Annotated in this window: 14 protein-coding genes; 13 read left to right on the plus strand and 1 reads right to left on the minus strand. The window is 73.4% G+C overall.

Annotated elements, in window-relative coordinates; translation table 11 throughout:
• Nucleotides 1-53: 53 nt before the first annotated feature.
• The 3 genes from ACFXMG_RS17350 to ACFXMG_RS17360 all read left to right on the plus strand — a co-directional run bounded on the left by ACFXMG_RS17350 (nucleotide 54) and on the right by ACFXMG_RS17360 (nucleotide 3,557).
• Nucleotides 54-1,004, plus strand: coding sequence for a MurR/RpiR family transcriptional regulator (locus tag ACFXMG_RS17350; RefSeq protein ID WP_383823747.1), 951 nt, complete (start codon nucleotides 54-56; stop codon nucleotides 1,002-1,004).
• A 34-nt stretch (nucleotides 1,005-1,038) separates the two neighbouring features.
• Nucleotides 1,039-1,965, plus strand: coding sequence for an N-acetylmuramic acid 6-phosphate etherase (gene murQ / locus ACFXMG_RS17355; protein ID WP_383823744.1), 927 nt, complete (start codon nucleotides 1,039-1,041; stop codon nucleotides 1,963-1,965).
• Between the two features lie 68 nt (nucleotides 1,966-2,033).
• Complete coding sequence (locus ACFXMG_RS17360) at nucleotides 2,034-3,557, plus strand: PTS transporter subunit EIIC (RefSeq protein WP_383823741.1); 1,524 nt, start codon at nucleotides 2,034-2,036, stop codon at nucleotides 3,555-3,557.
• A 70-nt stretch (nucleotides 3,558-3,627) separates the two neighbouring features.
• Here the strand turns inward: ACFXMG_RS17360 and ACFXMG_RS17365 are convergent, their stop codons facing one another.
• Nucleotides 3,628-4,644 carry a LuxR C-terminal-related transcriptional regulator gene (locus ACFXMG_RS17365; protein WP_383823738.1) on the minus strand — a complete coding sequence of 339 codons (1,017 nt, stop codon included), beginning with the start codon at nucleotides 4,642-4,644 and terminating at the stop codon, nucleotides 3,628-3,630.
• 287 nt (nucleotides 4,645-4,931) lie between these two features.
• On the opposite strand from ACFXMG_RS17365, the gene ACFXMG_RS17370 reads away from it, so the two are divergent.
• The 10 genes from ACFXMG_RS17370 to ACFXMG_RS17415 all read left to right on the plus strand — a co-directional run bounded on the left by ACFXMG_RS17370 (nucleotide 4,932) and on the right by ACFXMG_RS17415 (nucleotide 11,569).
• The gene (locus tag ACFXMG_RS17370; RefSeq protein ID WP_383823735.1) at nucleotides 4,932-5,219 is read left to right on the plus strand and encodes a hypothetical protein; all 288 of its coding nucleotides are present in this window, start codon (nucleotides 4,932-4,934) and stop codon (nucleotides 5,217-5,219) included.
• Nucleotides 5,220-5,289: 70 nt separating this feature from the next.
• Nucleotides 5,290-6,267 carry an LLM class flavin-dependent oxidoreductase gene (locus tag ACFXMG_RS17375; RefSeq protein WP_383823732.1) on the plus strand — a complete coding sequence of 326 codons (978 nt, stop codon included), beginning with the start codon at nucleotides 5,290-5,292 and terminating at the stop codon, nucleotides 6,265-6,267.
• Between the two features lie 90 nt (nucleotides 6,268-6,357).
• Nucleotides 6,358-7,383, plus strand: a complete 1,026-nt coding sequence (mpaB, locus tag ACFXMG_RS17380; RefSeq protein ID WP_383823730.1) for a daptide biosynthesis RiPP recognition protein — start codon at nucleotides 6,358-6,360, stop codon at nucleotides 7,381-7,383.
• Entirely contained in the window at nucleotides 7,383-8,213 is an 831-nt protein-coding gene (mpaM, locus tag ACFXMG_RS17385) for a daptide-type RiPP biosynthesis methyltransferase (RefSeq protein ID WP_383823727.1), read from the plus strand. The genes mpaB and mpaM overlap by 1 nt, the downstream gene beginning before the upstream one ends.
• Complete coding sequence (gene mpaD / locus ACFXMG_RS17390) at nucleotides 8,210-9,490, plus strand: daptide-type RiPP biosynthesis aminotransferase (protein ID WP_383823725.1); 1,281 nt, start codon at nucleotides 8,210-8,212, stop codon at nucleotides 9,488-9,490. Before mpaM ends, mpaD begins: the two co-directional genes overlap by 4 nt.
• A gap of 5 nt (nucleotides 9,491-9,495) precedes the next feature.
• Nucleotides 9,496-10,704 carry a daptide-type RiPP biosynthesis dehydogenase gene (gene mpaC, locus ACFXMG_RS17395; RefSeq protein WP_383823722.1) on the plus strand — a complete coding sequence of 403 codons (1,209 nt, stop codon included), beginning with the start codon at nucleotides 9,496-9,498 and terminating at the stop codon, nucleotides 10,702-10,704.
• Between the two features lie 65 nt (nucleotides 10,705-10,769).
• Nucleotides 10,770-10,925, plus strand: a complete 156-nt coding sequence (locus ACFXMG_RS17400) for a daptide-type RiPP (protein ID WP_383823719.1) — start codon at nucleotides 10,770-10,772, stop codon at nucleotides 10,923-10,925.
• An 82-nt stretch (nucleotides 10,926-11,007) separates the two neighbouring features.
• A complete protein-coding gene (locus tag ACFXMG_RS17405) occupies nucleotides 11,008-11,160 on the plus strand; it encodes a daptide-type RiPP (RefSeq protein ID WP_383823716.1) in 153 nt (50 codons plus the stop codon).
• Between the two features lie 40 nt (nucleotides 11,161-11,200).
• On the plus strand, nucleotides 11,201-11,356 hold the full coding sequence (locus tag ACFXMG_RS17410) for a daptide-type RiPP (protein WP_383823713.1): 156 nt from the start codon (nucleotides 11,201-11,203) through the stop codon (nucleotides 11,354-11,356).
• A gap of 51 nt (nucleotides 11,357-11,407) precedes the next feature.
• Nucleotides 11,408-11,569 carry a daptide-type RiPP gene (locus tag ACFXMG_RS17415; RefSeq protein ID WP_383823711.1) on the plus strand — a complete coding sequence of 54 codons (162 nt, stop codon included), beginning with the start codon at nucleotides 11,408-11,410 and terminating at the stop codon, nucleotides 11,567-11,569.
• The last annotated feature ends 225 nt before the right edge of the window (nucleotides 11,570-11,794 follow it).

Raw genomic sequence — 11,794 nt, forward strand, 5'->3', positions numbered from 1 at the left:
CCGGGTCCTACGGGCTCTTGTACGGAACGGCCTCGTGAAAGTATCTTTCAAGCGTGACCAGTGACGTGAAGGAAACTTTCAGCGGTGAGGTGCCCCTACCCTCTCCCGCCGCCCCCGCGCCCCCCGTACCCGCCGCCCTCGCCGCCAAGGTGCGGACCCTCGCCCCCTCCATGACCCGTTCCATGCAGCGGGTCGCCGAGGCCGTCGCCGGGGACCCCGCCGGGTGCGCGGCGCTCACGGTCACCGGACTCGCCGAGCTGACCGGCACCAGCGAGGCCACCGTCGTCCGCACCGCGCGGATCCTCGGCTACCCCGGCTACCGCGACCTGCGGCTCGCGCTCGCCGGGCTCGCCGCCCAGCAGCAGTCCGGGCGGGCTCCTTCCGTCACCGCCGACATCGCCGTCGACGACCCGGTCGCCGACGTCGTCGCCAAGCTCGCCCACGACGAGCGCCAGACCCTCGCCGACACCGCCGCCGGGCTCGACACCGTGCAGCTCGGCGCCGTCGCCGCCGCCTGCGCCACCGCCCGCCGCATCGACGTGTACGGCGTCGGCGCCTCCGGGCTCGTCGCCCAGGACCTCGTGCAGAAGCTGCTGCGGATCGGTCTCGTCGCCCACGCGCACAGCGACCCGCACCTCGCCGTCACCAACGCCGTGCAGCTCCGCTCCGGCGACGTCGCCCTCGCCATCACCCACTCCGGCTCGACCGGCGACGTCATAGAACCGCTCCGGGTCGCCTTCGAGCACGGCGCCACCACCGTCGCGATCACCGGCCGCCCGGACGGGCCCGTCAGCCAGTACGCCGACCACGTGCTGACCACCTCCACCGCCCGCGAGAGCGAGCTGAGACCCGCCGCAATGTCGTCCCGTACCAGTCAACTCCTGGTTGTGGACTGCCTGTTCACCTGTGTCACGCAGCGTACGTACGAGACCGCGGCCCCTGCCCTCGCGGCCTCGTACGAAGCCCTCGCCCACCGCCACTCCCCCCGCACCACCACCCGCTGACCCCCCACCGATCCAGGAAAGAAAGCAGCCCGCCGTGTCCACCACGTACTCCGAGCTCCGCGCCCAGCTGGCCACCCTCACCACCGAGGCGTTCCGTCCCGAACTGGCCGAGATCGACCGGCTGTCCACCCTGGAGATCGCCCGCACGATGAACGGCGAGGACCAGTCCGTCCCCGCCGCCGTCGCCCGCGAGCTGCCCGCCATCGCCGCCGCGATCGACGCGACCGCCGAGCGGATGGCGCGCGGCGGCCGGCTGCTCTACCTGGGCGCCGGCACCGCCGGGCGGCTCGGCGTCCTCGACGCCAGCGAGTGCCCGCCGACCTTCAACACCGACCCCTCCCAGGTCGTCGGCCTGATCGCGGGCGGCCCGTCCGCGATGATCCAGGCCGTCGAGGGCGCCGAGGACTCCAAGGAGCTCGCCGCCTCCGACCTGGACGCCCTCGGCGTCGGCCCCGACGACACCGTCGTCGGCATCTCCGCCTCCGGCCGCACCCCGTACGCCATCGGCGCCGTCGAGCACGCCCGCGCCCTCGGCGCGCTCACCATCGGCCTGTCCTGCAACGCGGACAGCGCGCTGGCGGCCGCCGCCGAGCACGGCATCGAGGTCGTCGCCGGGCCCGAACTCCTCACCGGTTCCACCCGGTTGAAGGCGGGTACGGCGCAGAAGCTGGTCCTCAACATGATCTCGACGATCACCATGATCCGGCTGGGCAAGACCTACGGGAACCTCATGGTCGACGTCCGCGCCTCGAACGAGAAGCTCCGGGCCCGCTCGCGCCGCATCGTCGCGCTCGCGACCGGCGCCCCCGACGAGCAGATCGAGTCCGCCCTCACCGCCGCCGAGGGGGAGGTGAAGAACGCCATCCTGATCATCCTCGCCGACGTCGACGCCGCCACCGCGGCCCAGCGGCTCCAGGACTCCCACGGCCACCTCCGCGCCGCGCTGCACGCGAGCACCTGAGCCGAACCGAGCCGCGCCGAGCCAGCGCTGCTCCTCCCCCACCCCCGTACCGAAGGCACCACCGCACCATGAGCACAGACGACAAGAACCGCGCCATCGCCGCCGCGATCCTCCCCCTCGTCGGCGGCGCCGGGAACATCAGCTCCGTGGCCCACTGCATGACCCGCCTCCGGCTGGGTCTGCGGGACCGCTCGCTCGTCCAGGACGAGGCCCTGAAGGCCCTGCCGTCCGTGATGGGTGTGGTGGAGGACGACACGTACCAGATCGTCCTCGGCCCCGGAACGGTCGCCCGCGTGACCCCCGAGTTCGAGGCCCTGGTGGCCGAGGCGGCCGCGGCCGAACCGGTGCACACCGCCGAGGAGCTCGCCGACAAGGGCGCCGCGCTCAAGGCGGCCCAGAAGGCGAAGAACGCGACCCCCTTCAAGCTCTTCCTCCGCAAGATCGCGAACATCTTCGTCCCGCTGATCCCCGCCCTCATCGGCTGCGGCATCATCGCCGGCCTCAACGGCCTGCTCATCAACCTCGGCTGGCTGCCCGGCGTCACCCCGGCGCTCGCCGCCATCGCGAGCGGCTTCATGGCCCTCATCGCGGTCTTCGTCGGCTACAACACGGCGAAGGAGTTCGGCGGTACGGCGATCCTCGGCGGCGCCGTCGCCTCCATCATCGTCTTCGCGGGCGTCGCCAAGATCGAGGTCTTCGGCCAGACCCTCTCCCCCGGCCAGGGCGGTGTCCTCGGCGCGCTCGGCGCGGCCGTCCTCGCCGTGTACGTGGAGAAGTGGTGCCGCCGCTGGGTGCCGGAGTCCCTGGACGTCCTGGTCACCCCGACGCTCACCGTGCTCGTCTCCGGCCTCGTCACCATCTACGGCCTGATGTTCGTCGCGGGCGAGGTCTCGCAGGGCATCGGCGACTTCGCCAACTGGCTCCTGGAGAACGCGGGCGCCGGCGCCGGCTTCCTCCTCGGCGGCCTCTTCCTGCCGCTGGTGATGCTCGGCCTCCACCAGGCCCTCATCCCGATCCACACCACCCTCATCGAGCAGCAGGGCTACACCGCCCTCCTCCCGATCCTGGCGATGGCGGGCGCGGGCCAGGTCGGCGCGGCCATGGCCGTCTACCTCAAGCTGCCGCGCAACGGCTCCATCCGCCGCACGATCAAGTCCGCCCTCCCGGCCGGCTTCCTCGGCGTCGGCGAGCCGCTGATCTACGGCGTCTCCCTCCCGCTGGGCCGCCCCTTCATCACGGCCTGCATCGGCGGCGCGTTCGGCGGCGGCTTCATCGGCCTCTTCAGCATGCTGGGCGACAAGGTCGGCTCGACCGCCATCGGCCCGTCCGGCTGGGCGCTCTTCCCGCTCCTCGACGGCAACAAGGGCCTCGGCTCGACGATCGCGATCTACGCGGGCGGGCTGATCGTCGGCTACCTGGTCGGCTTCGTCGCCACCTACTTCTGGGGCTTCAGCCGCGAGCTGATCGAGGAGTTCGACGTCGACACGGAGGCGGCGGCCCAGGCGCAGGCCGGAACCCCCGCCCCGGTGGCGAGCGGCACCGGGACCACCCCGCCGCCCGCCGTGGACACCCCGGAGCCTGTAAAGGTCTGACGCCAGCCGTACGGCTCCGAAGGACGAGGCCCCGTCCCCGCGCACGTGTCGCGGGGGCGGGGCCTCGGTGTCAGTTCAGCCAGCCCTTCTCGTGCGCGAGGAGGGCCGCCTCCACCCGGTTCGCGGCGCCGAGCCGGCGCATGATCGCGGCCAGGTGCTTCCGGTAGGTGCGTACGGACATGCCCAGCTGGCGGGCCGCCGTCTCGTCCTTGTCGGCCTCCCTGAGCATCGCGAGGATCTCCCGCTCGACGTCCGACGGCAGGTCGACCTCCTGGTTCGGCAGCTCGTCCGCCGCCTCCCACATCCGCTCGAAGAGCGTGACCAGCGTCGCGACCAGACCCGGCTCGCGTACGAGGAGGGCGCCGCGCGCGGTGTGGGCCGGGTCGATCGGGGTGAGCGCCGCCGAGCGGTCGACGATGATCACCCGCTCGATCGGCTGGTGCGAGACCCGCACCTCCGCCCCGTGCGAGACCAGCTCCCGCATGTACGTGAGCGTGGGCTCGTCCTGGAGGATCGCCGCGCCCATGATCGTGCGCAGCCGGACCCCGCGCCGCAGCAGCCGCATGTTGATGGGGTGCGAGACCGCGATGGACTCCTCCGCGAGGACCCCGGTGGGTTCGGTGGTCAGGTCCTCGGTGCGGGCGAAGAAGGTCAGCTCGTCGATGGCCTCCCGCACGGCGTCGATGCCGTGCAGCTGGGCGATCATCTGGCCCTCGCCGACGTGGTCGTCGTGCGGCGGGGGCACGGCGGTCCAGCACTCCATGAACAGGGACTCGATGACCGAGCGGCGGGTGGCCTCGGACTCCAGGTCCTCGCGCAGGGTGCGCAGCCGGCTCTCGACGAGGGCGTCGACCGCGCGCGCCGGCGGGACCGCGCGGATCACGCCGTTCGCTCCGCCGGTGGCCAGGCCCAGGACGAGCAGGCGCTCCAGGGCGGTGGCCGGTCTCCCGGACTCGTCGTCCGGTGCCCCCTCCCCTTCGGCCGGGCGTCTGCCGGAGGCCGCGGAGGCCGACCCCCGGCGCAGGAGGGCGCGGTACGCCTCCTCCTCTTCCTCGTTCACTCCCAGAAACGAGAGCAAGTTGCTCACGTATCCCCCCCTTTGACGAACGGTCACGTCTGCCCCGTTGGAATCTTCAGCCGCCCGGACTGGACTGTCAATGGTGAAATGCCCGATAATCATCGGTTTTGTTCGGCTGCTTGTGTCCCGCACGTGCAACATGAGGAACGCGAGCGTGCAGCAAGCTGCGCGCGATCACCCCCCTCGGAGACCCCACGAGACGGCAAAGTCTTCCTCACAAGCGAAAGCGCGAACAGCGCGGAAGCGAAGCAGAGCCGCACAGGGCACGCCCCCCTTTCAGGACCGAGGAGACCGCCGTGAACCGCACCACGAGCCACACCACGAAGTCGTCCCACCGCCGTGCGCGCGCCTCCTTCGTGGCCCTGGTGACCGCCGGCCTGCTGGCCGCCGGCGCGCAGGGCGCGGCCTTCGCCGCCGAGGAGCCGGCGGCGCAGCAGCGCACGGTGGCCGAGGCTCCGGCGGGCACGCTCGGCGGTCTCTCCTTCGGCGGGGTCGCCGATGACGTCCGCGAGCTGATCGGCCGCGTCGGCGACCTGCTGCCGGACGTGCTGCCGCTGCCGAAGAACAACAACGACTGGAAGTAAGCCCCCCGGCTTCCCCTTCACCGCCCTCCCCCGCCCACCCGACGGACACCGACCGAGGAGACCCGACGCCGTGACCGAATACTCCGTGCTCCTCCCCTGTGTGCCCCGCCGGCTGGAGCAGGCCCTTCCCTTCGCCGGTCTGGTCCGGTGGACCGGAGCCGCCCGGCTCTGGCAGGGGCAGGCGATGGTGATGGAGCCGCACCAGACCTTCACCGGCATGGCGGGGGCGGGCTTCCGGGTCCCGACCGGGTTCGGCGTCACGCTGATGCCGCTGCGCCACCCGTACGAGGCGGCGCTCCAGGCCCGGTCGGTGGCCCTGGCCACCGGGGAGACGGTGATCGCGGGCTTCGGCCCCGGCTCGCCGGCCTTCCAGGCCAACATCCTGGGCGCGCCGTACGCCAAGCCCCTCCAGGTGGCGCGGGAGTACGTGACGGCGGTGCGGGGACTGCTCGACGGGGAGACCGTCGAGGCCGAGGGCCCGCACTACACCTTCCGGGGGCAGCTCGCCCCCGCCGCGGCGCCCCGGGTCGACGTGGGCCTGGGAGTGCTGCGGCCGGGCATGGCGCGGCTCGCCGGTGAGGTCGCGGACGTCGTGATCACCTGGCTGACCCCGCCCGGCTACCTGCGGGACGTGATCCTGCCGGCGGTCGCCGAGGGCGCGGCCCGCGCGGGCCGGACCTCGCTGCCCCGGGTGGTCGCCATGGTGCCGACCGGCCTCGAACAGGACGGGCGGGAGGGTGCCGCGCCCGAGCGGCTGGCCGTGGCGGGCAACGCCGCCCACATGCAGGCCCCGCACTATCTGGACATGCTCGGGAGGGCCGGTGTCGACGTGGGGTCGGGCAGGCTCGCGGACGTGGCGCGCGGTGTCGTGGAGACCGGCGCGTTCGCCGGCGGCGACCTCGCGCAGGTCGTGAAGGGCCTGCGGGCGTACGAGGAGGCGGGGGTCGACGAGGTCGTCCTCAACACCACCGCCGTGCACAAGCTCTTCGGACCCCGTGAGTCGCTCTCCGACCTCTCCGCGATCCTCCAGGCCGTCACCGCCCCCTGACGGGCGCACCCCCGCATCACCCTCCCCGCGACCACTTCACCCTGACGCCCAGCCGCAGACGGGGCACGGACAGACGAAGGATCTTCTGGCATGGACACGACAGACGCAGACATCGCCCGCCGCCGGCTCAAGCAGCACCTCATCTCCTGGGCCACCGGCACCCCGCTCGACCCGCCGGCCCCGGCCCCCGCCTCCGGCACCCGCACGCTCGTCCTCGCCGACGCCGCCCACCTGCCCGCCGTCACCGCCTCCGGGCTCGCAGGACCGGACACCCTCGTCCTCGTCCCCGGATACGCCGACGAGGTCCCGCCCGGCACCACCGCCTACGACGGCACCCTCACCGAACCCGGCGGCGAATTCTCCAACGGCCAGGACTTCTTCCTCCAGACCCACTCCTACGCCGCCAGCCCCTTCATGACGGTCTTCGGCCCCACCGTCGTCCGCGTCTTCGACGAGGCCGACCACGACGCCTTCGTCGCGGACGCCGACCGCGCCCTCGCCACCGGCGCCTTCCCCGAGTTCCTCGTCACCTCCTCCGTCCTGCTCGCCGACCCCGACGCCCTCGGCGGCGGCGGCCACCCCGAGGACGGCCCCGCCCTGCGGCTCTACGCCGGCCCGGACGGCCAGGTCTCCCTCTCCCCCACGGGAGCGGTGCTCGGCACCGTCGACGACGGCCTCGACACCCTCACCGCCCGGCACGCGGCCCTCCCCGGCGGCGCCGCCGGCTCCGACCCCTCCCACCGCGCCCACCTGCCCCGGTACCTGGCCGCCATCACCGCCCTGCGCAGCCTCATGGCCCGCGGCGTCACCGGCCTGAGCGTCTCCGGCTTCGGCTCCCGGCTCACCCCCGGGCTCGCCGCGACCGGCGCCGACGCCGACCTCGCCGACGCCGCCCTGCCGATCGTGCTGTACAGCGACGAGGAGGCGTACGTCGTCGCCGGCAGCCGCCTCTTCACCCTGGACGTCCGCGCCGCCCGGGCCCTGGAGTGCCTCCTCGCCACCGGCGGCCGCGCCGACGGGCTCGTACCCGCCGAGGACGTCGACCGTACGGCCGAACTCCTCGCCCGGCACGCCATCGACCTCCCCCTGCCCCTGCCCGTCCCGGCGGCCGCGTGATGACCACCGCGACCGCACCCGCCCCCGCGGCCCCCGACGGCACGACCACCCTCGCCTCCCTCCGTATCGCCGGACTCGGCGCACGGGCCCGCCACTGCGGCCTGTACGACACCCTCGGCGCCCCGCTCTACCAGGACCTCGCCACCTACGACGACATCGAGACCCGGGCCCTGCTCACCGGAGTCCGTACCGCGCCCGGCCCGGTCCTCGACCTGGCCGCGGGAGCCGGACGGTTCACCCTCCCGCTGCTCGCCGGCGGACGCGAGGTCACCGCGCTCGACCTCTCCGCCGACATGCTCGGCCTGCTCCACGCCGAGCTCGCCAAGGCACCCGCCTCGATGCGCTCCCGCTGCACCGTCGTCCAGGGCGACATGTCCGCCTTCGCCCTCGGCCGCCGCTTCCCGCACATCCTGCTCGGCACCACCTCGCTCTCCCTGCTCGACGCCGACGGCCGCGCCGGCCTGTACCGGAGCGTCCTCGACCACCTCGCGGACGGCGGCCGGTTCCGGCTCACCTCTCTGGAGCGCGGCGACGACGACGGGCCCGACGAGACGGCCGTCCGTGTCACCGGCAACGGCGGCACCGTCTACGAGCTGTACGAGCACTGGCCCGCCGGCGCCGACAGCCGCTCCGTCACCCTGCTCCCCGCCGACCCGCCGGCGGACGACAGCCCCGTCACGGTCTGCACCGACCGGGTCGGCGTCATCGGCCTGGACGTCCTGGAGACGGAACTCGCCGCCGCCGGCCTGACCGTCCTGACCCGCGAACTCCTCACCCAGCCCGGCGAGCGCCACCGCGTGACGCTCCTGACCACGGAAGCCACCCGATGACCGCGCTCTGGCCCTACCTCATCCCGCCCTCCAGCCACGGCGACGACCGGCTCTGCGCGACCCGGGCCGCGGGACACCGCGTCACCTTCGCGGACGGCCGCACCGTCCTCGACGCCGACAGCGGCCTGTGGAACGTCAACCTCGGCTACGGCAACGAGCGCATCGCCGAAGCGATCGGCGAAGCCGCCCGGAACGCCTCCTACCTCGGCTCCTTCCGCTTCGAGAACGTCTACGCCCGCCGCGCCGCCGAGGACCTGGTCCGCGTCAGCGGCCCCGACCACTACAGCCGGGTCCTCTTCTCCACCGGCGGAGGCGTCGCCAACGACGCGGTCATGAAGCTCGCCCGGCTCTACCACGCCCTCCAGGGCGCCCCTGGGCGCAACCTGGTCGTCTCCCTCCGCGGCAGCTTCCACGGCCTCACCTTCGGCGGCTTCGCCCTCACCGGCGAGGACCTCGGACAGCGGATCTACGGCGTCGACCAGCGGCTCATCCGCCACGTCACCCCCAACGACACCGCCGAACTCGAACGGCTCATGACCGCCCTCGGCCGGCAGGTCGCCGCCGTGATCGTCGAACCCGTCGTCGGCACCGGCACCGTCCCCCTCGACGAGGAGTACGTCGCCGCCCTCGGCCGGCTCCGCGACGAACACGGCTACCTCCTGGTCGCCGACGAGGTCGCCACCGGCTTCGGCCGCACCGGAAGCTACTTCGCCTCCGAGAGCTGGCCCGGCCGCCCCGACGTCCTCGTCACCTCCAAGGGCCTCACCAACGGCGCCTGCCCCGCCTCCGCCCTCGTCCTCTCCCACCGCGTCACCGGCGCGCTGGAAGAGCACGACACGACCTTCGCCCACGCCGAGACCCAGGGCGCCACCGCCCTCGCCTGCGCCGCGATCAGCGCCACCATCGCCGAGATGGAACGGCTCGACGCCGTCGCCGCCGGCCGGAACGTCGCCGCCTGGCTCCAGCAGGGCCTCACCGACCTCATCGACCGCCATCCGCTCGCCACGGGCGCCGCCGGCACCGGCTGCTTCCGCACCCTGCGCCTCGCCCACCCCGACGGCACCCCCCTCACCGGCGAGGACGTCGCCGGACTCGTCACCGCGATCCGCGAGGCGGGCGCCATCGTCCACCCCGGCCCCTCCGGCGTGCAGCTCGTGCCCGCCCTCACCTACTCCCGCGACGAGGTCGCCGAGCTCATGACCTGCGTCGAAGCGGGACTCGACAGCCTGCTGCCGGCCGCCGCGAGCGCCGCCCCGGCCGCCGCCACGAGGAGCTGACCCCCATGGCCTCCCCCGTCCTCGACACGTACGACCAGATCCCCGGACTCCTGCGCGAGCTGCGCCCCACCGGAGCGACCCTCCTCGCCGACCCCGCGGTGGACGGCCTGCCCGTCACCCGCGCGGTCCTCGACGGGATCGCCCGCGCCGGAATCGTGCCCACCCGGGCGCTCACCCCGGCCGACGGCGGCCTCCCGGCCGTCGAGGCGCTCGCCGCCCGGCTCTCCCCCGGCGAACTGATCATCGGCGTCGGCGGGGGAAGCACCCTCGACCTCGCGAAGCTCGCCACGGCCGTCAGCCGCCGGCCCGACCTCCTGCCCTACCTCACCGCCGGACAGCGCAGCGGCCTCATCGCCCTGCCGGACGGCTGGGGAGACCACGCCCACGTCCTCGCCGTCCCCACCACCCTCGGCACCGGCACCGAGGCCGGACCCGTCGCCTGCTTCCCGTACGACGGCGGCAAACGCCTCGTCATGGGCGAGTGCCTCCGGCCGGTCGCCGCCCTCCGCACCGCCGAGGCCACCGAGACCCTGCCCGGACCGCTCCTCATGGACGGCGCCCTCGAAGCCTTCTTCCGGGCCGTCATGCCCTACAGCAGCGACACCCTCGACCTGCCCGAACAGGACGCCGCCGTCGAGGAACTCGCCGCCGGACTGCTCCTCGCCGGCGACGAACTCGCCCGGCACGTCACCATCGGACTGCCCGCCCCCGCGGCCGCCCGGCTCCGGGTCGCCGCCCTCAGCGCCGAGAGCCAGCTCGGCCACATCAACACCGGCCGCAGCCCCTACGCCGTCAAGACCTGGGCCGTCGCCAACGAACTCTCCACCGCCCTCGGCCTCGCCAAGATGCGCGCCATCGCCGCCGTCTGGCCGGTCGTGTGGCAGCGGGCCCTGGACGGAGACCTCCGCTTCGGCAGCGCCGCGCGCATCCACCGCCTGTGGACGCGGCTCCGCCGGCAGCACCCCTGGCTCGCCCCCGACCCCGCGGACGGCCTGCGGCAGCTGATGCACCGCTGGCAGGTCGACCGCACCGTACGCCTCGCACCCGACCTGCGCCGCGGAATCGCCCTGCGCAGCGTCCGGGCCTGGGGCGCCGGACTGCCCACCCTCACCGGGTTGAGCGCCGACGACGTCGCCGCGCTCCTCACCGAGGCCACCGAACCGGGGCCCACCGAGCCCCACCCCGAGCTCCTCCCGGCAGGCGTCAGCGCCTGACCCGGAGGTGAAAACGCACCACCTCACGCACCACCCGACACGACGACTCTCTCAAGGAGACAGACATGAACGACAAGCAGATCACCCTCGACACCCCCGCCGCCGAGCTCGTCGAGCTGGAGATGCAGGAGCTCGAGGCCATGCACGCCCCGGGCTGGGCCACCAACGTCGGCGTCTCCGTCGGCATCTCGATCGTCTCCGTCGCCTGGAGCCTCACCTGATCGAGCCGGCCTCACCGGTCGCTCACACCCCGCACCACCCACCGCACCACTCACCGCTCAACTCACCAGAGGAGAAACACAGATGAACGAGAAGCTGGACATCGTCGAGAACGCCGCCGAGCTCGTCGAGCTCGAGATGCAGGAGCTGGAGGCCCTGGAGGCCCCGGGCTGGGGCACCTTCAGCGTCGCCTTCTCGGCCGGCGTCTCCGTGGGCGTCTCCATCACCCTCACCTGATCCACCCCCCTCACCTCGACCCACTCCGTAAGGACCTGAGATGAACGAGAACCAGGACATCACCACGGCCGCCACGGCCGAGATCGTCGAGCTCGAGATGCAGGAGCTGGAGGCCCTGGAGGCCCCGGGCTGGGGCACCATCAGCGTCGCCTTCTCCGCCGGTGTCTCGATCGGCATATCCGCCGCCCTCACCTGAGCAGCGCCCTACCACCGTTCAGAACCTCAACCCACCCAAGGAGAAACAGACATGAGCGACAAGCAGATCACCGTCGAGACCGCCGCCGCCTCCGAGCTCGTCGAGCTGGAGATGCAGGAGCTGGAGACGCTGGAGTCCCCCGGCTTCTGGACCGGCGTCTCCATCGGTGTCGGTATCTCCGCCTCGGTCGCCACCTCCATCACCCTCACCTGAGGGCCGAGGAACCGAGCACGACACCGGCGAGCGCACTGACGCGGTGGGAGACGGCGTGACCGACTCCCCGCCGCACCTCGGAACCCCTCTCGGGTGACGACCGAGGATCTGCGGTGGTCCGGCCGGCCCCCCGGGCCGGCGGCCCCCCCCCACGGGGGGGCCCGGGCCGGCCCCGGGCCGCGCCCCCGGGGCGCCGGGCGCTCCCGGGGGCGCGGGGCCGGGTGG

Origin of the sequence: Streptomyces sp. NPDC059201 (assembly GCF_042754585.1) — a bacterium.
Classification (GTDB): Bacteria; Actinomycetota; Actinomycetes; order Streptomycetales; family Streptomycetaceae; genus Streptomyces.